Source organism: Actinotignum sp. UMB0459 (genome assembly GCF_051905915.1).
GTDB lineage: Bacteria > Actinomycetota > Actinomycetes > Actinomycetales > Actinomycetaceae > Actinotignum > Actinotignum sanguinis.
The window spans coordinates 96,679-121,351 of record NZ_JBQAIK010000018.1; the positions used below are offsets into that span (position 1 = coordinate 96,679).

The following is a 24,673-nucleotide window of genomic DNA, read 5'->3' on the forward strand; positions in this document are numbered from 1 at the left end:
TGCGGTGGGTGCGCGGTACGCGCGTGAATATTCAGGCACGCACTACGGACGGTCATAGCGACGACGCCGCCCGCCGGCCGGCGAGCGCATCGGGCGCGCATGCTATCCGCGCAAGTAGGCATTCCCCCCATATCCGGCCAGGTAACGAGCCCGGGAAAGCCAATGTTCGGCTTCGCGCAGCCTCCCGAGGGCATCGTGTTCCCAGCGGGTGCCGTCGGTGCGCGCGGCCCCAGCAACAAGGGAGAGGGTCACTCCGGCAGCCCGCGCGTATACGGGGGCGGCAGGTAAACGCTGTTCTAGTAGGGCGCACCACTGCCCCAGGATGGAACGCAGGTGCGGATAGGCGGTCGGAGCCAGGTGAGGCAGCACGCTCATATGCCCGAGCAAGCAGGCCCAGTCATCGGCGCGATACCCCGGGCCAAGGGAATCCACATCAATAACCCCCGCGATCCACCCCGTGGGGGTAGAGGTGGAGGTAAAGGTGTGCGCGGCTGCGGGCGCGGATGGACCACGCTGCACGAAAATATTGGCTTCGTAGAAGTCTCCGTGCACGGGCACGATGGGTCCGGGATCAAGGCTGGCCATCATCTGCGTCACTCCGCTGGCCACCGCGTGGGCTCGAGCTGCGATACCGGGGAGCGCGACCGCGGCGGCGTGCGCGTAGTGGCCCACCCGATCCGCCCAGGCCGGCCGGTGGGTAAGGTGGACGGCCGCGGCTGGCAGGCTTTCTTGGAGATTCCAGAGGGTATTGAAAAGCGCGACACTGTGCTCCCCCAGCCCGCGCGCCAACCAATTGGCCAGTGGCTCGCCCGGGAGGGTGGAAATAAGAACGAGGCCACTCGGGTCTTCGCGCACCACCCGCGGGGCAAGAACCCCGGATTCCCCTAGCATACGATGGCGTTTAGCCAAGGATTGCGCTGCGGGTGGGCGCAGCACTTTTGCGAAAGCAGTTCCGCCACCCCGGGTAGTAACTTTGACGACGGCGCGCCTGGTGGGCCGGTAGCTCTTGAGTTCGACCGTAACTTTTTCTCCCAAAAATCCAGATATCCGGCTCGGGGTGACGGCCAGCGGCAAGGCGGGAAGCTCCGGGTCATGGGGGTATTCCCACACCCAGACGGCGGTATCCCGGTGGGTCAGACGAACGAGGGTAGGGGTGAAGGCTTGGGAGAGCTGCGCGGTGGAGGCACAAACATATTTTTCTCGCGGACTGCCGGTGGGGCGCCCACCTTCTCCGCGGGCGCGCGCGGTCACGGTGTAGCTCACCGTCACGCCGGCCCCGGGGCGGTGATTGACGCGGTGGACCGCCCAGGATTGGAGCTGCCAAGCTGGAAGTGCGGTGGCGAGCATCGACCCGGCGTCCGGGCCGGTCAGCAGCGCTAAATCAGCGCTTTCCGAAGATGCAGCCATAGAACAATAGTGCCGCATCCACCCCGGTGGCACAATGCGGGCGCGCGGCCCGCCGGCACGCTACCCGCCCGGCGCCACCGATCACGACCAGGCACGACTCGGCACGGCCGGCGCGCGCCACGCTGCGGGTGCCCGCACCTCACGCGTGCCGCCGGCGTGGGAAGATGGAGGGGTGCGTAACCTTGCTGCCCTCCCCAAAGCCCACGTGCATGTGCACTTCACCGGCTCGCTGAGCGTCCCCAGCCTCGTGGATATGGCCCGCTGTGCCGGCGTGCGCCTGCCCGAAAACCTCACCGATAACGTGGCGATGCAGGTGCCCGCGGACCAGCGTGGGTGGTTCCGTTTCCAACGCGCCTACGATGCTGCGCGCGCCGTCGTGCGATCCGAAGAAGCAATGCGACGTATCGTACGCGAAGCGGCCCGAGCCGACCGTGCCGAAGGCTCCCGCCGCCTGGAAATCCAAATCGACCCGACCTCCTACGCCCCTTACGTTGGTGGTATTACCCCGGCCCTCGAGATTGTTTTAGACGAAGCGAAAGCAGCCACCCGGGAGACCGGTGTTGAGGTGGGGGTCATCGTGGCGGCATCACGCACCCGTCATCCCCTTGATGCCCGCACCCTAGCGCGCCTCGCCGCCCGCTACGCCGGGGACGCTCCCGGTGACGTGGTAGGTTTCGGGCTCTCCAATGATGAGCGGCGCGGGCGCACCGCGGAATTTGAGGCAGCTTTCCGCATCGCCAGGAGGGCCGGCCTGCGTTCCGTCCCCCACGGCGGGGAATTACTCGGCCCTGAGCATCTGCGCGAAGTCATCACGCACCTGAATCCAGACAGACTCGGCCACGGGGTGCGAGCCGCCGAGGATCGCGACCTCGTTGCTGAGATTGTGGAGCGCGGGATCGCGCTGGAGGTCTGCCCCGCCTCGAATGTGTCGCTCGGGGTGTTCCGTGAAAATGAGGACGTTCCCCTGCGCACGCTATTTGATGCTGGGGCGCTCATCGCTCTGGGTGCCGATGACCCGCTACTCTTCCTGGCCCGCCTCAACGACCAGTACGATATCGCGCGCCGCCAGGGTTTTTCCGATTCTGAACTGGCAGAATTGGCCCGCCGCTCCATCCGGGCCTCCTTCGCTTCCGCTTCCTCGAAGCGCGCCTGGCTCGCGGAAGTTGATGCGTGGCTGGAGGCAGACAACTAAGCGTCCAAGCCGCCGAGCACGACCGGTTCGGGATGGAGAACCACCCCGAAAGCTTCTTTCACCCCCGCCTGAATTTCCCGGGCGAGGGCGCGTAGCTGAGCCCCGGTAGCTCCCCCGCCATTGGTGAGCGCCAGGGTGTGCTTGGAGGAGAGCCGAGCCGGACCGTGCCCGTAACCGCGGGTGAACCCGGCATGCTCAATCAACCACGCGGCTGAGGTTTTGACCAGCCCATCAACCACCGGAGCGCCTCCGCTCAGGGTTGCGTGCGCGGCGTCGTGTACCTCGTAACGCGGGGCGTCCTCCGGCAACCGCTGCGCTTGCGCGGTGGTGAGTACCGGGTTGGTGAAGAAAGAACCGCACGAATACGTATCGCGGTCGGCATTATTGAGGACCATGCCTTTGCTACCCCGCAGCTCCAGCACCGCCTCCCGCACCGTTTCTGAGGGCACCCGCGCCCCGAGCTCCACCCCGAGGTGGCGGGCCAGCTGCGCGTAGCCGATGGGATCGGACACATTGGACAGCTTGGTTTGGAAAGTCACCTCAAGGACGATATAACGAGGGCTCGGCCCGTATTCCCCAATGGTTTCCTTGAGGATCGAGGTGCGATACCCCAGGCGCATATCCGCGAGAAACAGGGTGCGGATACGTTCTTCACGCCGGTCATAGACCTTGAGACGCGCGAGGGTCGCGGCAACTTCTTGCCCGTAGGCCCCAATATTTTGCACCGGTGCCGCCCCCACACTCCCAGGAATGCCAGAAAGCGCCTCAAAACCGCCCCAGTCCTGGGAAATCGCGTGGACTACAAGGTCATCCCACGGGGTTCCCGGTAGCACGGAGAAATTCGCGCCTTCGCAACTGCCCAGCGAGTCCAGCACGATTCCGGAGCGCATATCACGCAGCACGATCCCGTCAAAATGACTGTCGGCGGGGAGGATATTTGAGCCGCCCCCAATCATGAGGAGCGGGGTGCCGGCCGCGTCCGCGCGGCGCACGGTATCCACCACTTCGGTTTCGGTGGTGGCTTCCACGAGTTCGGTGAAAGTACCACCCACGCCGATGGTGGTGAGTTCGGCGAGGGTGCTTGCACCGCTGCGAGCCCGGGTGGAGAGGACCGGCGCGCTCACGTGATGCGGTTCGGGAGGTTCGGGAAGAGTACAGCTCATTGTTCTAGCCTACGGCTTTAGCGACGACGGCGCATGCGGTGCGCGCGTTGATGGAACGACGGCGCGACCGGGGCCGCCAGAAAAGCAAAAAGGGAAGCCAGTCAGGCTTCCCTTGAGCTATGCACCCCATCCGGGCTAAACCCGGTGAGATACCACCACGCTACCGCGCTTTAGCGGGTTTCGCGATGGTTCGTGGAGGCGTTGCACCGCGAGCAGTACTTCTTCAGCTGCAGACGATCCGGATCGTTGCGGCGGTTCTTCTTCGTGATGTAATTGCGTTCCTTGCACACCTCGCAGGCGAGGGTGATCTTGGGACGCACGTCAGCAGACTTGCTAGCCATTCCTTTTTCTCCTCAAGGTTGTGCCCTACTGGTAGTCAGTAGCGGGGGCGGGGATTGAACCCGCGACCTCACGATTATGAGTCGTGCGCTCTGACCATCTGAGCTACCCCGCCTCATGTCACCGCATGAGGCGGCAACGGAGCCCCGAAAGAGAATCGAACTCTTGACCTTCTCCTTACCATGGAGACGCTCTGCCGACTGAGCTATCGGGGCGATGCCGATTTCGCAACGAGTACCAAGCTTACTCGATTCACGCTGAAAAACCAAGCGTAAGAGAAATGTGAAACGGATCAACCATTTCGACATTTCGTGGCGGGTGTAGGATTCGAACCTACGAAGCGTAACGCATCTGATTTACAGTCAGGTCCCTTTGGCCGCTCGGGAAACCCGCCAATATGACTTCCGAAGAAGTATTTTTCACCCCGCGGAAGAAAGGCTGAGTCACCGCCCTTCCGTAAGGCACCAGATGAGATTACCCAGGGAGGAAAGTTACTGTCAACTTTTGAGACGGGAACGTGGCCACCACCACTCCTTCGACTGCCCGGCAGGCTCGTGGACCGCTAGCTGCGCCGTCGTACCGGACGTGCACTAGCGCACCACGCACTCGCACTCGCGTGCAGGCACACGCGCCGCAACCGGGCTTTAGGGCAGGCGGTGAATCCATTCGGGCGTTGAGAATTTCGCCTCGTAACGTTCCTGGGCCACGCGCAGGTCTTCCGCGGTGATCTCACCCTGGCTCGCTCCGTACTTCTGGGTGAAAACGTCCTTGAATACCTCGATAATGGCGTCGCGCGCCATCCCGGTCTGGCTCTTCATGGGATCCACGCGTTTGTTCGCGGAGCGGTGCCCGCGATTCTTCTTGCCCGCACTGCCCATATTGAGCACGTCCATCATCTTGTCCGCGTCGATGTCATACGCGAGGGTGACATGGTGCACCATATAGCCGGTAGCGAAGTGTTTCTGGGCCGCTCCGCCGATTTTGCCACGGTCGGAAGCGATGTCGTTGAGAGGCACGTAGTGGGCTTTCACCCCCACCCGCGCGAGGGCCTCGATGACCCAGGCATCGAGGAAAGGATAGGACTCCAGGAAGGACATCCCATCCACGAGCGCGGTGGGCACGACCAGCGAATACGTGATGCAATTACCCGGCTCCATGAACATGGTGCCCCCGCCGGTAATGCGCCGCCCGACCGTGATGCCGTGGCGATCCACCCCGTCCTGGTTGATCTCATTGGAATAGGACTGGTAGGAACCCATAACCACGAGGGGGCGGTCCCATTCCCAGATGCGCAAGAAGGGCTTGTGTTCCCCGCGGGCCACCGCTTCGGGGAGGGTTTCATCCATGGTCATATTGAGAACGGGGTGGATAACCGGGGTGTGGAGAATCTCGAAATCGATATCTTCCCAGGCCAGGGCGTGGCCTACGGCGCGGCGTACCGCCACCGCAACCCCGCGCGGGCTCAGCCCGAAGAGATTATCGGTGGGGAGCACCGCCGCCTCGACCGCCTGGGCAATATCCTCCGCGGAGGCATCGGCCTCCAGCCCTTCAATCGCTTCGGTGATGCGCCACAACGCGCTATCCGGTTCGATGAAGAAATCGCCGGAGAGGCGAACATTCGCGAGTTTGTTATCGACCACATCGAGGTCAACAATCGCCATTTTCTGGCCGAGTTCCTTGTATTCGCCGTGCATGAGCGTTCTTCTTTCTGTCACGGATGGTGAGGGATAAGCGGATGGTTAGAGGAGCGCGCCGTCGTGCGACTCCCCACGCGAAATCGCGGTCATCGTGTCACGATTGACCACCTTGACCCGGGCACGCCCCTGCTGGGCCCCGAGGTTTTCCTCGAAAGCTTCCAGGAGCTCCCACCCTTCCCAGGTGGTCCATTTCACACCACGTTCGGTCAGGAGGTCGAGGAGACCGCGCCCGCCCGAGCCGTCCCCGGTAGCACGCGCGATGCCGGCTTGGGCGTCGGCAACGAGGTGGCGAATGGTTTGGCGCGCATCGGATTTCGTGGAGCCGATCAGGCCGACGGGGCCACGCTTAATCCACCCGGTCACGTAGTAGCCGGGGATAGTCTCCCCCGTGTCGGTGACGATGCGACCTTCCACATTCGGGATAACCCGATGGATAGGATCCCAAGGCAGGCCGTCCAATGGCTCGGAAGCGTAACCGATAGCGCTGTAGACCGCTTCCACCGGGTAATCCACGGTTTCGCCGGTGCCGGTCACGGTACCGTCCCCCTGAAGCTGGGTGCGTTCCATACGGATCCCGGTCACGTGGTCCGTGCCAAGGATTTCTACCGGGGCCTGCATGAGATGGATGTGGATTCGGCGCGGGGCGGTCATCTCATCCGGATCGTTGAAGACCCAGTCAGTGAGGAGATCCACCACCTGACGGGTCATCTTCGAAGAATCAAGAGCCTCTTGGGAGCCGGCATCGTATTGGAAATCTTCGGGATACACCTGGATATCCACCCCGGCGACTTCACTCAGCTCGCGCAGCTCAAGCGGGGTGAACTTCACCTGGGCCGGGCCGCGCCGCCCAAAGATATGCACGTGTTCGACGGGATTGGCGCGCAGCCCGAGCTCCACATTCTCGGGAATATCGGTGTGGGCACGCAGGTCATCCGCGGAGCGCACGAGGATGCGGGAAATATCGAGGGCCACATTCCCCACTCCGATCACCGCGACATTGCGGGCATTGAGGGGCCAGGTGCGCGGTACATCGGGATGGCCGTCGTACCAGGAAACGAAATCCGCGGCCCCGTAGACTTCCGGAAGATCAGCGCCCGGGACGTCCAGCGGTACGGATTGGTCGGCGCCGGTGGCGACGACGACCGCATCGTAAAATTCGTGAATTTCGGACATGTGGACGTCTTCCCCGATTTTCACATTCCCGAGGAAGCGAATATCGCCCCGTTTGAGAATGGCATGGAGGGCTTTGATAATCGAGCCGATGCGCGGGTGGTCAGGCGCAACCCCGTAGCGGACCAAGCCGTAGGGGGTGGGCAGCTTATCGAAAAGGTCAATGCTGACCGGGATATCGGATTTGCTGAGGATATCCGAGGCGTAAATCCCGGCCGGTCCCGCGCCGATGACCGCTACCCGATAGGGGCGTTCCTGGGTGGCTTGCTCGGGTGTGGTTGGCTGTGTGGCCTGCTCGGGCGTGGGTGGCGTGGTTGGCGCCGGCGATTCCTGCTCCGATGCGGACTGCGAGGTGGCGTGCTCCGGGGCGGGGGATGCATGTGTCACGGCTAACTCTCCTTCTGCGTTCACCTCCCCTATCTTAGCGAGCCGTGCGCACGACGGGCAGGGCAGTACCGGAGAACATCTGGCCTTACAGAGTGGTACTGCACGACAGGAAACCGGGCGGTAACTGTAGCTCCAGTACCACTTTGTGATCCGGCCCGGGGCACGTGCCGTGAGTAATCCTCAAGCGTCAAGACTGCAAAACGTGCATTTCCGACTGTTAGGGGCACATAATGTACGCCACGGACATTAAACCGCAGAAAAACTGTCACCCAGGCACATTTTGTTAGCAGGCATGGCCTCTCTGCCCCGAAGTGCACGTTTCGAACCGTGGCCTCCGTCAAGTGCACATTAGAGACACGAATTCGACCCAGAACGGTACTCGCACGCACACTTTGTTTTCGGAGGCAGCTGCGCATGGTCAGTTACGATCCGGGAAATAAGGCGAGGGAGCGGGCATAGGGCGAGGGACCGGGCATGGTGCTCGGTCCCTCGCCTTGGTGTGTATTCGTGGCTTTGGCCCGTTTGATAGTCCGCTACTATGCCACTACTCAGTGCGGGAAGCGCGGCACGGGCCACACCGGGGTGCAGGATTTACTGCACCGTGGTGTCGAGACGAATAATCCCGTAGGTCCAGCCGTGGCGCAGGTAGACCGCGCACGGTTGCTTCGTTTCTTCGTCGATGAAGAGGTAGAAGGGGTGGCCCACCATTTCCATTTCGTAGAGAGCTTGGTCCACGGACATGGGATTGGCTTCGTAGAGCTTATCGCGCACCACAACCGGGGAATCCCCCAGCTGGGTTTCTACCGCTTCCCCGGTAGTTTCGGGGCGGGTGGGATGCGCTGCTTCCACTTCTACTTCGGGCATTGACTCCGCCTGGGCTTCTGCCGCAAGGTCCTCCGCGGTGAGCGTGAGCGGTTCTCCTACCTTCTCAACCACGCGCCGATGGGACTTGCGGCGATCACGCGAGCGGCGCAGCCGCTCAAAAAGCTTTCCGGATGCTAGATCGAGGGCGCTGTACTGATCAGCAGCTGAGGCCTCAGCCCGAATAACCGGGCCCTTATCAATAACCGTGATTTCGATAACTTTCGAGTTATCCGCTTGGGCGGGGTTCTTTTCCTTCGACACCTCTACCTCAACGCGCTGAGCGCGCGGAGCGAACTGTTCCACCTTCGCAATTTTTTCTTCGATGTGATTGCGGAAACGGTCCGAAACTTCAGTGTTCCTACCCTTGACGATAATCTCCACGGTGTCCTCCTTGGGATGTAGTGGCGGGCGCGCGGCCCGCTGAAAAAAAGCCCGCTTCTCACGCGGATAAGAGAGGCACCACCCCCTATCCTGGGTCACCCGGCACGCGGCTGGTACAACGTTCACCATTGCTCGTTTTACCAGCTAGCACTACCGGCACCGTTATTTCTTGGCATTAAGTGTAGTTCAGTTCACAACATTCGGAAAGGGTTGGAGCAGCGATAACGCTGTGTGCGAGTTCGCTGGACGCGGATCCGGAGCCAGGGCTAGGACCAAGGCCGCGACCACCTTCCCACCCGCCTGCCCGATGGCGCGGGCACAACCAGCCAGCGTAGAACCGGTGGTCAGGACATCATCGATGAGGAGAACCCGCCTGGGAATGGTGATACCAGGACGTATCCGGATTCCACGGCCTTTAGCGGCACGTTCACGCTGCCCGGCAAGGTGGCGTTTTCCAGCCCGGGCACGTTTTTCTTCCGCCGCGTATATCACTCGCGCCAGGAGCTGCGCCGGTAGCGTGCCGAGCAGCCCACCGCCCCGATTTTCTCCGCTGAGAAGGACGGGCGCGGAGTGGGCATCTACACCCCCGGCACCTAGCCCCCGCGCCGCGGCCTGCGCCAGGTGCCCGGCGATGAAACGCCCGGCCCGGTGGCGCGCCGCTCCCGAGGGCGCGGGAATAACACTGAGCGCCGTGCCTTCCCAGAGCGGGGCGAGCTGCCGGCAGCGCTGCGCAAAAAGAGTGGCGAAGCGGGCGGTGAGTGCGGCGTCGTTCCCATGTTTCCAGGTGAGGAGTGCTTGCCGGCGCACTCCGACGTATTCCCCCAGGGCGAAAACCGGGAAGAGGGCTTCTTCACGACCATCGGGGAGGATCTGCATGAGGGCCGGGGCGCGGCCTTCCCCACCGCGCCACCTGCCGGCTACCTCCCGGGTGCAGGCCGGGCACAGGGTGGCATCCCAGGCCCCGCATCCGGCACACCAGCGCGGAAAGATGAGGTCACCCAGGGCACCGGCCCAGGAGCGCAACGCACCGGCACCGGCTCCGCCACCGCGGGCAAACAAGCCGCCACCGGTGTGAGCTGCGCCTAGAGAAGCGCCTCCGTGATGTGCGGAGAGGACGCGCGGGCGCAGCTGCGGCGTCGTACCAACAAACATGGTTTCAGCGTGCCGCACCTTTCCCGGGAACGCATCCACTCGCAAGCAGCCTGTGGATAAGCACGGCGTTTGGGAAACTTGTGGACAGCTCCCCGAACGGCGCAGCTACCCCGGCTACCCCGGCTACCCCGGCAGCACGATATCCGTAACGCCGGTCGCGACCGGCCGCCACGCCCCGCCATCGCGAGTAGCAACAACCTGCTGGTCGGTAAGGACCACGATCGATTGCTCCCCGCGCCCGGCAGTCAGCCGCACCGAACCGGGATAGGGCGTGACGTTGAGGCGTTCCATGGGTCCGCCCACCCGCACCGCGAAAATCAGCGGATCTGTACCGGCGGTAGCGCGCCCGAGCACCGCGATATCCGTACTGGAAATCCAGGCCACCGAGCTCACATCCGCCAGGCGCTGCCCCACCTCTAGCGGATCTCCGAGAGCTGTCGGCTCGTGGCGGGCATCGCGCTGGATGGGAGCAATGAGCATCTGCACGGTATCCCCCACCTGCGCCACAATCAGCAGACGCGCGCCTTCGCGTGAAGCCCGAACTTCCCGGATCCGCGCGCCCTTGAGGAAAGGCGCGGTCAATTCGCGCACCCGGCCGTCATCAGCGGCGGCCAGCACCACACCCTTATTATCAGTTTCGGACGTCCACACCCAGCCCCAGTAGTCGTAGGAGGGCTCCACCAGGCGCTCCCCGCGGACCATCGTGAAGGGCTGGAAACCATCGCTTCCCACCCGCACCAGGGCATCGCGCTGCGCGGTGAGCAGTGCGTAGGAGGCCACCGAATCGGAATAGTTCCCGGCCATGCGCGCCACGTGAATATCGTCGAAGACCCCGCTGGTGAAGACCGGGCGGGTCTTGCCTTCTTCCACCTTGTAGGGCCGGTTGTTCTCCAACACGGTGAGGTCATAAGCCCCGTACGGATACGTGGGCAGATCCGCGATGGCGATGGGATCCAGTGGCTCGCCCGACACCGTAATATTCACCGAATGCACCGGTACCACGCTCTGGCCGGTAAAGGAACGCTGGATCTGCTGCACGGCACGCGCCTGGGATTCTCGGCTGAGGGTGGAGATTTCCGCTGTGACATCCAGAGTCAGCACCCCGCTTTCCAGCTTCGGGCTGGAGGCCATACGCAAAGTAGTGGGAATTTCCGAATGGACCGCATCGGCAAGCCAGGGCGAGGGCCCGGCCAGCAGCCCGGCAATCGTGGAAGAAATAAAGGTCATCCGCGGGTAGAAACGCAGATCGGGAACCATGGTATCCGAGCCGGGCCCGATGAAATACAGCGGGGTACGCACGTACATGGAGGCGAAGAGGCTATCGGTCATCATGACGCCGTCTTCCAATTCGGCGATGCGCCATTCGCCGCTGGCATTACGATCCAGTTTGAAAGTGGTGGAGTGAATGGCGTCCGTGGAGGCCTCGGTGTAGCGCCCACCGGTATCCACGGTCCCTTGCGCGGTCACCGAAATAACATAGGTGCCGTCCTCTCGTTGGGTGGGGGAAATGTTTTGGGAATTCGGGTACACGCGCACCTGGGAGCGCGGATTCCAGGTGCGGCCGGCTTCTTTGGTGAGGAATTGGCGGGCGGTGGCGTAATCATCGCCCGCCCCGCTGCTCCCGGCCAGCAGGAAACCGCGGATCACTTCTTCGGGTGAAGCACCGGTAGCCGGGCCGGCCGGGGTGAGGCCGAAAACAGCTTCTTCGGTGGGTGGCACGCTCGCCTCATTGACCGGCCCGGAACGCGGCAGCCGCCCGCATCCGGCCAGCGCCAGGATCATTACGCTGAGCAGCACCGCGAGGGCACGCCCCCGCCCCGCTTTCTTCAGCACGTGCGCGTTCATGCGTCCTCCTTCCCCGCAGTGCCGGTAGGCGCCGCCGAACCGGTGGGCGCCATTGTTCCGGTAGGCGCGTTCGGGGTGTGCGTCGTCGTACCGGAAACGGCAGTACCCTGCGCCGCAGGTTTGGGCGACGCCGCCGCAGCGGCCCCGCTGCTTGCGTCCGCGGGCACTACCGCCATTGCGCGAATAGCTGGAATCGTGCCGGTGGTACCCACCGCGGGCAGGGACCCGGTGGTATCCGCGCGCACGATCTCAATGGGAATATCCTCGCTGTCGTCCCAATCTTCCGCGGCAGCCACCCGCAGGGGCAGCGGCGGGGTGAAGGCCGCTTTCTGGGTACGGGGCACGGTGAGGAGGAAGGTGGATCCCACCCCCAATTCGCCGGTAGCTTGCAGGCGACCTTCGTGGAGCAGGGCGTCTTCGCGGGCGATAGTCAGGCCCAGGCCGGTTCCTCCCGATTTTCGCACCCGGGAAGTATCGGCACGCCAGAAACGATCAAAAACGTGGGAGGCCTGCTCGGGGCTCAGGCCGATACCGCGATCGGATACTTCCACCGCCACCGCGGTATCCGAACCAACCACCCGCACTTTAACGGGCCCGCCTTCGGCATGTTCCACCGCGTTCACCACGAGGTTGCGCACGATACGTTCGATACGGCGCGAGTCCACGCTGGCCACGGTTTCCCCGCGCGCGGAGAGCGTGACGGGCACCCTGTTCGCTTCGATAAGGGGCGCCTGGGAGATAATCACGCGCCGCACAATTTCTACGACGTCGATTTTGCTGGTTTCCAGCACCATCGACCCCGCATCGAAGCGAGAAATCTCCAAAAGATCGGAGAGCATGGTGTCCAGAGAAATAAGTTGGGAATGCTGGAGTTCGGCCGAACGCCGCAGGCTGGAGGGAAGTTCGGAACGCTTATCGTAGATGAGCTGGCCGGCCATCCTGATGGTGGTGACCGGGGTGCGCAATTCATGAGACACCGCGGATACGAAATTCTGCTGCACCTGGGAGAGCCGTTCAAGGCGGGTGAATTGATCCTGGAGGGATTCTGCCATCTGGTTAAAAGCGGAGCCAAGCTGGGCTAATTCGTCTTCCCCGCGATCATCCATCCGCACATCAAAAGCGCCCCCGGCCAGCTGGCGGGCGTTTTCCGCCGCGGCTCGCACCGGCTTCAAGACCACGTTAACGAGCACACCAGTAGCTACCGCCACGATGGTAAGAAGGGCGACAGTGGCGAGCATAAGCACCCGGGAAACCTGCGCCACCGTCACCTCTTCGTTTTCCAGAGAATAGAGCGTGTAAAACTCATACATGCCGGCATTGGGAAGGCGCACGGTCGCACCGATAAGAATCCCGGGGAGGGTGTATTCCTCCCCCTTGGCAATCGCCACTGCCTGCCATTGCGGGCTGGAGGATTCTTGCACGGCCTCCCGCAATTCGGGGGTAAGCACATCCATGACGGTTGCGGGAGTGGGTGCCCCCACATCAGCTACCAGGTAATTACCGGTATTCTGCCCTGGCGAGCGGATGAGGGCCGTGCCCACCACCCCGCGGATCGGTTCAAATTGGGAGCGCACCTGCGCGTTCGCAATTTCCTGAACCGCGCCGGAGGTTTGGGCATTGGCCGAGTCAAAAACATATTGGGCTTGGGAGCGGGCGCCGTAAAATTGCTCGGTGGCAGCGCTGACGGCGCGGTCATAAAGTTGCGAACGCGTTTGGTTAGCAACAATAACCGCGGTCACGATACTCGTGAGCACCCCGATAGCCACAATCGCGGAAACCACTCGCGCGTTGAGAGAGGTGCGCCAGGATTGCGAAAATGAGGTGAGCGCGCCGCGCCCCATGCTCCCGAGGCTGCGATGAATATAGCCGCGCCGCGAAAATTGACTCACTCCTGGGTTGCCCCCGCCCGGTATCCCACCCCGCGCACGGTAATAACCACCTCGGGATTATCCGGGTCCTTTTCCACCTTGGAGCGCAGGCGCTGAATATGCACGTTAACGAGGCGGGTATCGGTGGAATCGTGGCGGTAGCCCCATACCTGCTTGAGGAGTTCTTCGCGGGAGAATACCTGGTAGGGCTTGCGCGCCAGGGTGGTGAGCAGCTCAAATTCGAGGGGGGTCAGGTGAAGATCTTCCCCGTTACGCGTGACCTGGTGGGCGCGCGGGTCGATCACCAGATCGGCAACCCGCAGCGTTTCCACTTCCGGTTCGGTGCGCCGCAGTCGCGCCTTAATGCGGGCGAGGAGCACCGAGTTCTCAAAAGGCTTGGTGACGTAATCATCCGCCCCGGCTTCCAGGCCGGCCACCACGTCCACCGAATCGGTAAGGGCACTCATCATAATGATGGGGACATCGCTTTCTTCACGCAGCTGGCGGGCCACCTCTACTCCGCTCATTCCGGGCAGCATGACATCCAAGAGCACAATATCCGGTGTTTCCGCCCGGAAAATAGGCAGAGCATTGGTGCCGGTGGCACATACCGTCACGGCGTATCCTTCCGATTCCAGCAGGATCGCCACCATTTCAGAGATACCGGGATCGTCATCGACCACAAGAACGCGCATAGTCATAGCGCCATTTTCTCACGTTCGTGCCAATCGTGCAGAAAAATGCGCGAATAGCGTGCGCGGTGAGCGCGGCGGCCACGAAGCGCAAGGCGCACGGGGCGGGCATAACGTGTGCGGACTGGGCGCGGAGCCGAAGAGGCGTCGTCGTACCTCTAGTTATCTTCCGGCGTTTCCGTTTCCTCGCTACGCACCACGCTCAGGCGCGGGCGCACCGCCACATCGGAGGGGCGGCTCACCTTCCGAGTAGCGCGGGAAGGTTCTGGTGGCTGGCGGGTGGCGGTTTCTCGGATGGCATCCGCGAGCGCCATGAGATCGGTATCCGAGGGCGGGGCCGGTTCAAATTCGGTGCGCAGGCGGATCATCTGCCAGCCGCGCGGGACGGTCACCGATTCGGCGTGCGCTTCGCACAGGTCGAAGGTGCCCGGGGAGGCCACCGGTGAGAGCGGCCCGATCACGGCGGTTGCTTCCGCGTACTGGTAGGTCAACGTGGCAACGGCCGGCTGCTGGCACGTGGTGCGGGAACACTTTCTCAACGGACTCACGCCTTAGACGTTAGCACGCCCGTGTAACCTTGGGGTATGGACACTTTTCCTTCCACGCCTCGCCCCCGCCGCCGTGATCGGCACGGACGGGGAATTCAAGGACCGGTGCTCCCCTATACCCTGCCGGCCTGGCGCACCCGGGCAGATAAATTCGACGATATTATCGCCTCCGAACTAGCCACCTACCGCGCCCATTTCGGGGAAGAAATGCGCGATCTTGATTTCGCGGTCATGGATGTTCCGGCCTCCGATCCTTCGCCTTGGGAGGACGGGGTTCCCCTGGCGCGCCTGCTGCCTTTCGAGCGCGGGGGCGCGGTGCGGGCCCGGCTGCTGTTTTACCGGATGCCGATGATGCGTACCGCGATGGCCAGCCCTTTCCCGCGTATTGTCATTCACGATATCGTCACCGAACAACTCGCGGCTGCGATTTCCCGCCACCCCGAGGACATCGATTTTTTGCGGCGCGGTTTTTAGTTTTTCTGGTACGACGCCGCAGCTGCGGCCCGCGTGCCTGCGTTCCTGCGCGCCGCGGCGGCCGCGGTGGTGCGTTTTTGTTGATCGTGCACGCCTAGGTGGCTCGCACCGCGGTTTCTAGTTCTGGCGCACCGCGACACGGGCAGAGAGCGCCTCGCGCTGGTCGGCAACCGCGCCCACCCAGTCAATTCCGCTCGCTCCGCCAGCTTCCCCGTTCGGGGCACGAACAAGCGCGGCGGCACTCACCGGGTTTTCCGCCTCGATGCGGTATCCGCGAGCAGCTTCGGGTAGGTCCACCGTGGTATATCCCGAAACTTGGGCGTTCACGGGGTCAAGATCCACACCGTCGGCTCCCACCGGGGTAATCTCAGCGTGGCCGCGCCCGGCCAGCGCCAGGCGGGCCGGTCCGGGCCCGAAGCTTCCCGCGGTGCGGGCGGCCGGGGCAACCGGACTGGCCCAGGCGGTATCTCCCCCGCCGCCCAGTGACGCACCCGCGGCGAGGGGCTGCGGCCCACGCACCTGCACCGCGTAGGTACCCGGGTCGATACCGGCCAGAGTGAGATCCATAACGGAATTTGCGGCGATGGCCACGTCCTCCCCGCCGGGAAGGGTGCGGGTGGTGCCGTCTTCTGCGGTGAGCTGCACCGTGAAGGTGGTAGCCTCCCCCGGATTGGCGATGCGCAGGGTGGAGCCCTCCGGGATCCCCGGGATAGTGAGATCCGTGGCGGCCGGGGCACCGGTGGTGAAATCAACCCCGGCGCCGCTGGTACCGGAAATATGCTGATTTTGCAGGGTCGCTCCGAAAGTGCCGGCCGGGGTGCTCAGGTGGAGGGCGAGGCGGGAGTCTTCGGCGAGCAGCCCGTCCAGGGTGTGACGTACGGTGGAACGCCCGGGAACGGCCACCCGTACCGTGCCGAGCGGCCCGGCACCGCCCAGGGCATCGACCCGGACGGTAATGGGCGCGGCTCCCGGATTGGTGAGAAGAAGCTGGTTGGAGTACCCCACGGTGGTGGCCGAGGCGGTGATCCACAGCTCCCCCGCCCCGCTCACGCAAGGATTCGTGGCCAGGCCGCGCCCGTTACCGCCCTGGGCACTGTAGGCCACCGCGCCGGAGAGGACCTCACCGGGATCGGCACTCAGGATCGTTCCGGTGGGAAGCGCGGCGCGCGCCTCCTTATCCGCGGTGCCGAAAAGCAGCACCTGGGTGGCGATGTTGTCCGCGTTTGCCCCGGGCGTGCCCTCCACGGTCATACCCGCGGAAATGGTTTGTTCAAATCCACCCCCGCACAGCAGCTGGGTGGGGGCTTCTCCCGCGCTGGCCACCTCCGCTTCTACCGCGCGGGGTGCGGCGGTAGGAAGAACGACGGCGACCGCCGCTACCGCGGCGCCGATTCCCACCACCCCGAGTGCGCTACCGGCCCGCACCGTCAAGTGCCGCCAGCGCGCCCCGCGCCCGCTGGCGCGCCCCGCTTCGGCTGCATCACGAATCTGATCCATTACTCGACCACCTTCCGCCGCACGGGGATGGCGACCACGAGCGCTGCGGCCACGGCAAGGATCCGCGCTGCGGCCACCAGCCCGTCCCCGGTGTGGTTATAGGAGATTGTCAGGCGCCCGGAGCTCCCGGGTGGAATCTCGAAAGCCTGGGCCCATCCCGCGTTATAGGTGGGGAGGAGCTGGCCGTCCAGGCGAGCCTCCCAGAGCGGATCATGCCGTTCGGCCAGGCGCACAATCCCGCCGCTGCGCCCCGCCCGCTCGGAGAGTTCGGTATCCGCGCGGTAGCGCCCGGCGGGTAGTGCGCTGCCGTCCAGGGTGAGGCGCGCGGCGTCCACGGCGCTCGCCTCGCTGCGGGTGAGCCGCCAGGAAAGCTGCTGCTCATTGGAGCTGATCATATCGAAACGCCCGGTTGCGCCCAGGGCGCGGGCCAGCTCTCCGGCGCGCGGGGCCTGGGCGGGGATGACCACGTAGGAGATGGCGTGTTCGGCTAGAGTCTCTGCGGCGCGCGGGTTTCCGGCGTTCATATCAGCGACGGCGCTCGCTAAGTCCGCTGCGGCGGCATCATTCGCGAAGCTTCCTTCCAGGGCCGCGAGCGCGCCGACCATGGTGCTATCGGTGAGTTGGCGGCCCGGCCCGCGCCAGATTTCGGCGCGGATGCCATCCTCAGCCGGGTAGAGCGCCAGGACCCGTACCCGGTCCGGGGAGGATGCTTCGAGGGTGGCGGCAGCCGGCACCTGCCGGCCGGTTTCTAGGTGCAGCTCGGTGGTGCCGGTGAGCGCGCGGCTGAGGTAAAGACCCGACCCAGCCAGAGCACTGAGGATGAGCACCGCGACGGATCCGAGCCCCAGGAGCTGGAAAAGCCCGAAGGAGCGTCCGCTCATATCGGTACGCAGGCCGTCCCCGGCACTCACCAGGGCAATCCACAACCCGCCAAAGGCCACGCTCAAGCCGATACCGCTCCAGGCCGGCGCGCTGAGTGCGGTGGCGCCGTCGTACACCCGGGCCACGGAAACGTGAGTGGAGGCAACCGCCCAGGCGAAACCGGCCGCGGCAATAAGCCAGCCGGCGCGGATGCGCTGCCAGTTGCGGGCACGCCCCAGGGCCAGCACCGCGATGACCACGAGGCAAGCCGCGCAGATCATGGCAATCTCCCCGAGCCACGGGAGGGAGTTCGGCTGGGTGAGCGGGAAGAAGGAAAGGAGATCGAGCGGGACCGGGCGGGCGGCGAAGGGCTCTCCCGGAGTGGCGAAAAGCAGCCGCCAGTTTGCCTCCAGCCCGGGAATGACCACAACGGCCGCCGGGATCACCACCCACAGCCAGCGGGCACGCCGCCAGCGCAGTGCCCCCACCAGCGCAATGAGAAGAAGAACGGCGAGCATCACCGGGGCGGCCGCGGCCAGGTAGATACCGGCCAGCGCCGCGGTGCCCAGGCCCGCGGTGGATTCGATACGGTCGCGGGTGCGGGGCAGGCGCCACACGGATAGCACCGAGGCGGCCAGCACCGGCAAGAGAATATGGACGAGCGCTCCGGCCACATGGCCCGCGCTCAGTGCCCCCACCAGGGGCCCGGCTCCGGCCCACACCAGGCCGGCCACCGCGCGCACGTGCGGGGAGAAGGTGAGGGTGCGGGCCGCCCAGAAAGCCGTCATGCCGGCCAGCACGGGCGCGCCGAGAAGCAGGAGTACCGCCGCGTCCCCCAGGGTGCCCCCGAAGGGTTGTAGTACCAGGGCCAGCGGGGAAAGGAGGGTCCACAGCGCGTCGATGCGCCCCGGGGTGCCATCCCCTACCGCGAGCCAGCCGGGCAGGCTGGCGCGCAGCAGTTCCGTGCCGCTAAGGGCATCGGGGCGCAGCGCCCCGCCCATCAGGTACCCGCCGCGCAGCAGCGGGAAGGCAGCCACACCCGCCACGAGGGCGGTCAGGAGGAGGACGGTGCGCCGGGCGTGTGCGGTGGACCGTCGCCAGCGCCGTCGTTCTGCTTCTTCGAGTGGATTCGGACGCGCCACCAAACGGATTTTCTCCCGTTCACTGCGTGTCATTTCGCGCCGGGCCGCACGTACATCGCGCCCGCGCGCTTCGAGGGCCGCGAGTCCGGCGCGGCTCTTTTCGGTACGACGGCGCCGCCGGCGCGCCCGCACCAGCGCGGGAAGGCTCGTGATCAGGCGGGCGGCCCCGCGCACTTCACCGTCCGCAAGCCGTGCCTCTTTCCCGAGGAGGCGCACCAGCGCCCGCACCGGGGCGAGCAGCACGTAACCGAGGAAAAGGAAAGGCGCGAGCAGCGCGGGCGCGGCGAGCAGCGCGTTATAGAGTTGCGCGGCGCGGCGGGCCGCGAAAGAATCACGGCCGTCGTTTCCGAGGGACACACGCGCGTGGCGCACGGTGGCGGCAGGTTCGACGACGACGCGCCAGCCCGCTCCGCGCAAACGCCGCGAAAGTTCGAGTCCGTCCCCGAAAGGCCCCAGCCAGGTATCGAAACCGCCTACGTCGCGCAGGGCGCTGGCGCGCACGAGCATGCCGGCGCTTCCTACCGCGAGAACATCAGAACGCCCATCCAGCTGCCCGCCGTCGCGGTCGTCCAGGGCCACTTCGGGAACCCGCCGCGCGCTGCGGGTGGCGCGGATTCCGACTTCCAGAAGCGCACCCGGATCGGACCAGTCCACCTGTTTGCAGCCCACCGCGCCAATATTCGCGGCGTTTTCCAGGGTGCGGGCGAGATTCGCGAGGGCATCTGGGGCGGGGGCGCTATCGTCGTGGAGGATCCAGTAGGCGTCGTAGCCGGTGGTGGATTCTGCTCTGCTGGATTCTTCGGTATCGCGCGGTTCACCGCCCGTTGCGTTACGGCTATCCGCGGCAAGCGCCTCATTGACAGCCAGCCCGAGTTTTCCGGTGAGCACGCTGATGGCATCGGGTTTCCGGGTGGAGGATTCCAGCGCGGCGAGGGTGTCCTCCAGGTATGCGGAGCCCGGCCGGGTAATAACGAGAGCGCGAATTCTGAACTGCATTGCTGTTGATGCTACGCCAGCGCGGGCGCTGGGCGGTTATGCCTCGCCGACGCGGCGGCGTTGCCGACTCAGGCGCCGGCGGTCATTATCCGACATGCCACCCCAGATACCGTGACGAATATCATGTTGGAGGGCGTATTCCAGGCATTCCTCCCGCACCGGGCATTCGTGGCAGATCGAGGTGGCGGGGGCGGTGGAGCCGCCTTTTTCCGGGAAGAAAATATCGGGATCAGTTTGGGCACACAACGCGGATTCACGCCAGTGCAGGGATGCCGAATCGGCCTTCTCGTAACCGAGGTCGAAGATATCGAGCATGGCGTCCTGGGCGTCCTGCGGCGTCAATCCGCCGTTCCCCGCGACGCGCAAGCCGGGATTAATCCTCCGCACATGTCCTCCTCTAACCAAGGTGTCTTTATAAATTACAAGCGTGTCATACCCCAAAAGTCAAGCGAAAGCGGTATATTGCCCGCCCGAACTTTCGTTCGAGTCCGGCGTGTTGCCGCGTCCGGGCGCGCCTTGTGCCGCTTGGGCGATTTGCTCACAATCACCGCGGGCGTAACCGGCCCGGCCGGTGGCGCCCGGCCTGCAAATAGGCAAAAATGACCCTATGCGTGGAATCATTCTGGCCGGAGGCTCCGGCACTCGACTTCATCCCGTTACGCTGGGCACCTCCAAGCAGCTGGTACCCGTGTATGACAAACCGATGATCTACTATCCGCTGAGCACCCTGATGCTCGCCGGGATTCGTGACGTCATGGTCATTACAACACCCGAAGATGCCCCGGCCTTCCACCGGCTCCTCGGGGACGGCAGCCAATTCGGCATCAGCATTTCTTTTGCGGTGCAGGAAGTGCCCAACGGCCTGGCTACCGCTTTCACCATCGCCGCCGATTTCATCGGTAACGAACCGGCCGGGTTGGTGCTCGGAGATAATATTTTCTACGGCCCCACGATGGGCCGCCGCTTGGAACGCAATACCAACCCGGATGGTGGCGCTATTTTTGCTTACCATGTCTCGGATGCGCGCGCCTACGGCGTCGTCGAATTTGACGAGAATTTCAAGGCGATCTCCATTGAGGAAAAGCCCGCCCACCCGAAGTCCAATTTCGCGGTGCCGGGTCTGTACTTCTACGACAACGACGTTATCGAGATCGCCCGCAACCTCGAACCGTCCGCACGCGGGGAATACGAAATCACCGATGTCAACCGCAAGTACCTGGAAGCAGGCAAACTCAAGGTTGAGGTGCTCGACCGCGGTACCGCGTGGCTAGATACCGGCACCTTCGATTCCCTCGCGGATGCCACCAGCTTCGTGCGCACCATCCAGGCCCGCCAGGGGCTTTCGGTGGGCTGCCCGGAGGAAGTGGCCTGGCGGCGCGGATTCCTCACCGATGCGGAACTGCGGGAACGCGGGGAGAAACTGCGTAAATCCGGTTACGGGGACTACCTGCTCGGGATCCTGGAAGCCCAGCACGATATTCCTTCGGCAAGCTACTAAAGCGCTACTCGAGCGAGCCCGCCGGGCGCGTGACTCGGGTCTGCTCAAGCAATCGGGGCGGCTGACATGGTGTCGGCCGCCCCGTTCGTCTACCGAGCTAGCTCGCTAGCCCGGGTACTCGACTAGCCCAGGTACTCCGCGAGCACGCTCGGCGCCGCGGCTTCCCAGCGGTCCTTCCAATCCCCGATCGGCTCGATACCGGCCCGGCGCAGGGCACCGTGCGAGAGCACCGAGAAATGCGGGCGCGGGGCGGGACGGTTAAAAGCAGCCGCCGTCGTCTCCCCCACCATCGCCGGGTCTTTGCCCAGCGTCGAAACGATCTCGCGGGTGAAATTCCACCAGTTCGTCTTTCCCGAGGATGTTCCGTGGTAGGTCCCGGAGGGAATATTCGCCTCGACCATACGGTAAATCAGATCCGCGAGGTCCACGGTCCAGGTGGGCTGGCCCACCTCATCGGTCACGACGGACAGCGCATCGCGTTCGGAGGCCAGGCGTGCCATCGTCTTCGGGAAACAATTACCCTGCGCGCCGTAGAGCCACGCGGTCCGCACGATGTAGTAGTCGTCCGTTTCGGCACGCACCGCCCACTCACCTGCGGCTTTGGTGCGCCCGTAGGCACCCTTGGGGTTCATGACGTCATTTTCTTCGTAAGGGTCCACGGCGTCGCCGGAAAACACATAATCGGTGGACACCTGCACCAGTTTCGCGCCGATGTGGGCGGTGCGCCGGGCCAGGATTTGCGGGCCGGTTGCGTTGATGGTGAAGGCCGCAGCCTCCTCGCTTTCGGCTTTATCTACGGCTGTGTGCGCAGCAACATTAACGACGACGTCGACCTTATCGACCAGGTGCGCTACCGCGGCCGGATCGGTAATATCCAGCTCGCTCTTATCCACGGCGAGCACGTTCTGCCCGCGCTGTGCGAGCAAAGCAACGAGATCCTGGCCGAGCATTCCCCGACTTCCGGTAACCATCCAGCGCATGGGTGTCCTTTCCTTGTCTATACCCGCGTTATTGTACTCATTGGACCGAAGCCGCGGCAGGGTGAGATGAGCTGGCACTCTGATGCGCCGGCCTCACGGGGTGAAACTGGGGCAGCAGCTGGGCGCGGGTAAGCCGATAACACACTACCCCGGCCGCCAGGAGCGCGGCATACCCGAGGGCCGCGACGCTCACGAGCAACGGTGCCGGCAGTCCAGCCGCACGTGCCCAGCGTTCTACACCTATGCCCAAGAAAGCCCCCGGGTAGCACGAGCGCAACCACAGCAGCATCGCGTAAGCGGAGAGGAGCATGCTTCCGGCCACCAGCGCGGGGAGGAGGAAACTGCGCCACCCTGCTTCTTCACGGTAGCGGGGCCGGCTCGCGGTTCCGGGCAGTGGCGGATCCCAGTGGTGCCCGGCCGCGCCCATCGTGATGACCACGAGCAAGCCCACAACTCCGGCAAAAAGATAGCGGCCCTGCACTCCGCCGATAATTCCCAATCCCCGGTACTGGCTATAGGCCTGCACGATAAGCATTCCTAGGACCAGCACAATATTCGAGGTGAAGATGAGGAAGCGCCACAGCTTATCCGGGTGGGTACGGAGGGCGCGAACAAGAAGAATAAGTGCGAGAAGAGTAAGAATAATGAGGAGGGGCGGGGCAAAAGTGACATCTAACCACCCGAAGTCCGACCAGAAGGAGTCCACAAAGGACGTGGTCACCCGCTCGGCAAAGAAGCCGATGTCGCTGCCCGGCGCTTTGGCTTCGGCCTGGAAACCATCCGGTTGGATAACGCCGTAGCGCAGGATATTGCGCAGCCACCAATACCCGCCCGTCACGACACCGATGAGTCCCGCACTCAGTCCCTGGGCCAGGCGCCGCCCCCATGTTCCTACGCGCGGATTGGCGAGGAAGGCGAGAAAGACCACCAAGCCCATGGGAATGAAAATCCCCTTGCTCCACAAGCCGAGCCCCAGGGCAAGCCCCGCCCCGAGTACGGTACGCCACCGCCCGGCTCCAAACATGGCCGCGCTCACCGCTGCCATAGTGAGGGCTCCGGCACCGATGAAGAGCGCGTCATTGGTAACCGAAGCGGAGATAAAGGCGAGCATGGGGATTGCGTACACGGTGCCGGAGGCCAACAGAGCGCCACGTCGGCTGAGGCCGGCGCGCCGGGCCGCGAAAATAAGGCAGGGCACTAGGGGCGACGTCAGCACAATGGAATAGAGCCGCAGGGTGAGGATCTGGCGATCCCAGGGGGCATCCGTCAGCCCGGTGGCGCGGAGCACCAGTGCCCCGCCGGCGTAATAGAGCGGGGGATGCTGGGTCATCTGATCCAAAATCGGAACTGTCCCCTCGGCCCGTAGGGAACTGCGCTGCTCGTGCGGGAGAATTTTCTGGCTGGGATAAGAATCCGGATCCGCACCTATCCAGGCATCTCGCCCCAGGCGAGTGCGGTAATGCAAGGAGTAGCTGGGGGCACCCTCCACGAGCAGACCACTAGCCCGCGACGCCTCAAAAATATCGCGGTAGAGCCAGCTTGTTCCCGGGTCGGGCCACTGCCCCGTCTGCTCGAGTCGAATAATGGAATTGAGGTGATGGGGTTCATCCGGGGTACGCAGCGGCGGGCTGCCAAGGGCCCAGAGCATTTGCCACAGAAGGAAGAGAACCGTGAGGAAGCCCGCGCACGTGAAGAAACGGCGTGAGCTCATGGTGGTATCGGTGCTTCTCATACGGTCCTTCGGGGAATTGACAGGGCGCCTGGCGGCCTGCCCTCCTCACCGGCTAAATGAGGCCGGGACCAAGGAAAGGCGCTAGCTCTTCCAGTCTAGCTTCCGCATCACCGGCGCGGAGACGGTATCGTAGTTCCCGTACATCGAGTAGCCGACATAAGGATAACGTCATGGAGATTCGGGAATTAGCGATTGCGGGCGCATGGGAAATCACCACCAAGCATTTCCCCGACGAACGCGGTATTTTCTTGGAAGCCTACAAATCCTCCGTTTTTGAAGAGACAATCGGTCATCGTTTGGATGTGCGCCAGGTAAATACCTCCGCGTCGAAGGCCGGCACCGTCCGCGGTATCCACTTCGCTGATGTGCCGCCCAGCCAAGCAAAGTACGTGATGTGCCCGCGCGGTGCGGTTCTCGATTTTGTTATCGATATCCGGGTGGGATCCCCCACCTACGGAAAATGGGATTCCGTTCTTCTCGATGATGACACCCGGAAAGCCATTTATATTTCGGAGGGCCTGGGTCACTGCTTCGTAGCTTTGGAAGATGATTCCACCGTGGTCTACCTGTGCTCGGCGCAATACGCGCCCGGGCGGGAACACGGGGTGAATCCGCTGTGCTCGCAGGTGGGGTTGGTCTTCCCGGAAACTGATCGGCAGGGCAAAAAACTCGAGTTGCTGCTCTCCCCGAAGGATACCGAGGCCCCCGGTCTTGACGAGGCTGAACGCAGCGGGCTCCTCCCCCGCTACGAGGACGTCCAGGCATTCCTTGGCACTCTGCGGAGCTAA

General features: G+C 64.0%; 20 protein-coding genes and 3 tRNA genes. 4 read left to right on the forward strand and 19 right to left on the reverse strand.

What is annotated here, in order from left to right; translation table 11 throughout:
• Nucleotides 1–102: 102 nt before the first annotated feature.
• Nucleotides 103–1,407: a phosphotransferase gene (locus ACTFPK_RS07330; RefSeq protein ID WP_439911386.1), complete on the reverse strand. Its 1,305-nt coding sequence runs from the start codon at nt 1,405–1,407 to the stop codon at nt 103–105.
• Nucleotides 1,408–1,579: 172 nt separating this feature from the next.
• On the opposite strand from ACTFPK_RS07330, the gene ACTFPK_RS07335 reads away from it, so the two are divergent.
• Complete coding sequence (locus ACTFPK_RS07335; protein WP_284883271.1) at nt 1,580–2,599, forward strand: adenosine deaminase; 1,020 nt, start codon at nt 1,580–1,582, stop codon at nt 2,597–2,599.
• Here the strand turns inward: ACTFPK_RS07335 and ACTFPK_RS07340 are convergent.
• The 13 genes from ACTFPK_RS07340 to ACTFPK_RS07400 form a co-directional block, all read right to left on the reverse strand.
• Entirely contained in the window at nt 2,596–3,762 is a 1,167-nt protein-coding gene (locus tag ACTFPK_RS07340) for a UDP-N-acetylmuramate dehydrogenase (protein WP_284883270.1), read from the reverse strand. The genes ACTFPK_RS07335 and ACTFPK_RS07340 overlap by 4 nt on opposite strands.
• Nucleotides 3,763–3,932: 170 nt before the next feature.
• Nucleotides 3,933–4,103, reverse strand: coding sequence for a 50S ribosomal protein L33 (rpmG, locus tag ACTFPK_RS07345; RefSeq protein ID WP_016443127.1), 171 nt, complete (start codon nt 4,101–4,103; stop codon nt 3,933–3,935).
• Between the two features lie 39 nt (nt 4,104–4,142).
• Nucleotides 4,143–4,216: transfer RNA gene (locus ACTFPK_RS07350), tRNA-Met, on the reverse strand.
• Between the two features lie 27 nt (nt 4,217–4,243).
• Nucleotides 4,244–4,316: transfer RNA gene (locus ACTFPK_RS07355), tRNA-Thr, on the reverse strand.
• Between the two features lie 97 nt (nt 4,317–4,413).
• A tRNA-Tyr gene (locus ACTFPK_RS07360) sits at nt 4,414–4,495 on the reverse strand.
• A gap of 250 nt (nt 4,496–4,745) precedes the next feature.
• A complete protein-coding gene (locus ACTFPK_RS07365; RefSeq protein WP_284883678.1) occupies nt 4,746–5,795 on the reverse strand; it encodes a lipoate--protein ligase family protein in 1,050 nt (349 codons plus the stop codon).
• Between the two features lie 45 nt (nt 5,796–5,840).
• Complete coding sequence (locus ACTFPK_RS07370) at nt 5,841–7,355, reverse strand: FAD-dependent oxidoreductase (RefSeq protein WP_320757507.1); 1,515 nt, start codon at nt 7,353–7,355, stop codon at nt 5,841–5,843.
• 591 nt (nt 7,356–7,946) lie between these two features.
• The gene (hpf, locus tag ACTFPK_RS07375) at nt 7,947–8,600 is read right to left on the reverse strand and encodes a ribosome hibernation-promoting factor, HPF/YfiA family (protein ID WP_320757506.1); all 654 of its coding nucleotides are present in this window, start codon (nt 8,598–8,600) and stop codon (nt 7,947–7,949) included.
• 186 nt (nt 8,601–8,786) lie between these two features.
• Nucleotides 8,787–9,752: a ComF family protein gene (locus ACTFPK_RS07380; RefSeq protein ID WP_320757505.1), complete on the reverse strand. Its 966-nt coding sequence runs from the start codon at nt 9,750–9,752 to the stop codon at nt 8,787–8,789.
• A 123-nt stretch (nt 9,753–9,875) separates the two neighbouring features.
• Nucleotides 9,876–11,597 carry an LpqB family beta-propeller domain-containing protein gene (locus ACTFPK_RS07385; RefSeq protein ID WP_320757504.1) on the reverse strand — a complete coding sequence of 574 codons (1,722 nt, stop codon included), beginning with the start codon at nt 11,595–11,597 and terminating at the stop codon, nt 9,876–9,878.
• A complete protein-coding gene (gene mtrB, locus ACTFPK_RS07390; protein ID WP_435730660.1) occupies nt 11,594–13,486 on the reverse strand; it encodes an MtrAB system histidine kinase MtrB in 1,893 nt (630 codons plus the stop codon). Before mtrB ends, ACTFPK_RS07385 begins: the two co-directional genes overlap by 4 nt.
• Nucleotides 13,483–14,166 carry an MtrAB system response regulator MtrA gene (gene mtrA / locus ACTFPK_RS07395; protein WP_439911388.1) on the reverse strand — a complete coding sequence of 228 codons (684 nt, stop codon included), beginning with the start codon at nt 14,164–14,166 and terminating at the stop codon, nt 13,483–13,485. The genes mtrB and mtrA overlap by 4 nt, the downstream gene beginning before the upstream one ends.
• A 149-nt stretch (nt 14,167–14,315) precedes the next feature.
• Nucleotides 14,316–14,705: a DUF3499 domain-containing protein gene (locus ACTFPK_RS07400; protein WP_320757502.1), complete on the reverse strand. Its 390-nt coding sequence runs from the start codon at nt 14,703–14,705 to the stop codon at nt 14,316–14,318.
• Nucleotides 14,706–14,741: 36 nt separating this feature from the next.
• Here ACTFPK_RS07400 and ACTFPK_RS07405 point away from each other — a divergent pair, with 36 nt between their 5' ends.
• A complete protein-coding gene (locus tag ACTFPK_RS07405) occupies nt 14,742–15,179 on the forward strand; it encodes a metallopeptidase family protein (protein ID WP_039898916.1) in 438 nt (145 codons plus the stop codon).
• A 117-nt stretch (nt 15,180–15,296) separates the two neighbouring features.
• Here the strand turns inward: ACTFPK_RS07405 and ACTFPK_RS07410 are convergent, their stop codons facing one another.
• From ACTFPK_RS07410 to ACTFPK_RS07420, 3 genes are read right to left on the reverse strand one after another with little or no spacing between them, the layout of a single operon-like run.
• Nucleotides 15,297–16,676 carry a DUF5719 family protein gene (locus ACTFPK_RS07410; RefSeq protein WP_439911389.1) on the reverse strand — a complete coding sequence of 460 codons (1,380 nt, stop codon included), beginning with the start codon at nt 16,674–16,676 and terminating at the stop codon, nt 15,297–15,299.
• A complete protein-coding gene (locus ACTFPK_RS07415) occupies nt 16,676–19,675 on the reverse strand; it encodes a glycosyltransferase (protein ID WP_439911390.1) in 3,000 nt (999 codons plus the stop codon). The genes ACTFPK_RS07410 and ACTFPK_RS07415 overlap by 1 nt, the downstream gene beginning before the upstream one ends.
• Before the next feature lie 36 nt (nt 19,676–19,711).
• Nucleotides 19,712–20,062, reverse strand: a complete 351-nt coding sequence (locus ACTFPK_RS07420) for a WhiB family transcriptional regulator (protein WP_016443139.1) — start codon at nt 20,060–20,062, stop codon at nt 19,712–19,714.
• Nucleotides 20,063–20,282: 220 nt separating this feature from the next.
• Here ACTFPK_RS07420 and rfbA point away from each other — a divergent pair, with 220 nt between their 5' ends.
• Nucleotides 20,283–21,173, forward strand: a complete 891-nt coding sequence (gene rfbA / locus ACTFPK_RS07425; protein WP_126135029.1) for a glucose-1-phosphate thymidylyltransferase RfbA — start codon at nt 20,283–20,285, stop codon at nt 21,171–21,173.
• A 122-nt stretch (nt 21,174–21,295) separates the two neighbouring features.
• Here rfbA and rfbD read toward each other — a convergent pair whose 3' ends face one another.
• Both rfbD and ACTFPK_RS07435 read right to left on the reverse strand, forming a co-directional pair.
• The gene (gene rfbD, locus ACTFPK_RS07430) at nt 21,296–22,153 is read right to left on the reverse strand and encodes a dTDP-4-dehydrorhamnose reductase (RefSeq protein ID WP_126135030.1); all 858 of its coding nucleotides are present in this window, start codon (nt 22,151–22,153) and stop codon (nt 21,296–21,298) included.
• 37 nt (nt 22,154–22,190) lie between these two features.
• Nucleotides 22,191–23,885, reverse strand: a complete 1,695-nt coding sequence (locus ACTFPK_RS07435) for a DUF2142 domain-containing protein (protein WP_274778361.1) — start codon at nt 23,883–23,885, stop codon at nt 22,191–22,193.
• A 170-nt stretch (nt 23,886–24,055) separates the two neighbouring features.
• On the opposite strand from ACTFPK_RS07435, the gene ACTFPK_RS07440 reads away from it, so the two are divergent.
• Nucleotides 24,056–24,673 (forward strand): dTDP-4-dehydrorhamnose 3,5-epimerase family protein, encoded by a 618-nt coding sequence (locus ACTFPK_RS07440; protein WP_274778362.1) that lies wholly within the window; start codon nt 24,056–24,058, stop codon nt 24,671–24,673.

What these genes read in the sequence shown, in the direction of transcription:
- ACTFPK_RS07385 (WP_320757504.1), bottom strand. Translation starts at nt 11,597, where the DNA reads ATGAACGCGCACGTGCTGAAGAAAGCGGGGCGGGGGCGTGCCCTCGCG.
- ACTFPK_RS07410 (WP_439911389.1), bottom strand. Translation starts at nt 16,676, where the DNA reads ATGGATCAGATTCGTGATGCAGCCGAAGCGGGGCGCGCCAGCGGGCGC.
- ACTFPK_RS07405 (WP_039898916.1), top strand. Translation starts at nt 14,742, where the DNA reads ATGGACACTTTTCCTTCCACGCCTCGCCCCCGCCGCCGTGATCGGCAC.
- ACTFPK_RS07440 (WP_274778362.1), top strand. Translation starts at nt 24,056, where the DNA reads ATGGAGATTCGGGAATTAGCGATTGCGGGCGCATGGGAAATCACCACC.
- ACTFPK_RS07415 (WP_439911390.1), bottom strand. Translation starts at nt 19,675, where the DNA reads ATGCAGTTCAGAATTCGCGCTCTCGTTATTACCCGGCCGGGCTCCGCA.
- rpmG (WP_016443127.1), bottom strand. Translation starts at nt 4,103, where the DNA reads ATGGCTAGCAAGTCTGCTGACGTGCGTCCCAAGATCACCCTCGCCTGC.
- ACTFPK_RS07330 (WP_439911386.1), bottom strand. Translation starts at nt 1,407, where the DNA reads ATGGCTGCATCTTCGGAAAGCGCTGATTTAGCGCTGCTGACCGGCCCG.
- ACTFPK_RS07340 (WP_284883270.1), bottom strand. Translation starts at nt 3,762, where the DNA reads ATGAGCTGTACTCTTCCCGAACCTCCCGAACCGCATCACGTGAGCGCG.
- mtrA (WP_439911388.1), bottom strand. Translation starts at nt 14,166, where the DNA reads ATGACTATGCGCGTTCTTGTGGTCGATGACGATCCCGGTATCTCTGAA.
- ACTFPK_RS07380 (WP_320757505.1), bottom strand. Translation starts at nt 9,752, where the DNA reads ATGTTTGTTGGTACGACGCCGCAGCTGCGCCCGCGCGTCCTCTCCGCA.
- ACTFPK_RS07435 (WP_274778361.1), bottom strand. Translation starts at nt 23,885, where the DNA reads ATGAGAAGCACCGATACCACCATGAGCTCACGCCGTTTCTTCACGTGC.
- rfbD (WP_126135030.1), bottom strand. Translation starts at nt 22,153, where the DNA reads ATGCGCTGGATGGTTACCGGAAGTCGGGGAATGCTCGGCCAGGATCTC.
- rfbA (WP_126135029.1), top strand. Translation starts at nt 20,283, where the DNA reads ATGCGTGGAATCATTCTGGCCGGAGGCTCCGGCACTCGACTTCATCCC.
- ACTFPK_RS07365 (WP_284883678.1), bottom strand. Translation starts at nt 5,795, where the DNA reads ATGCACGGCGAATACAAGGAACTCGGCCAGAAAATGGCGATTGTTGAC.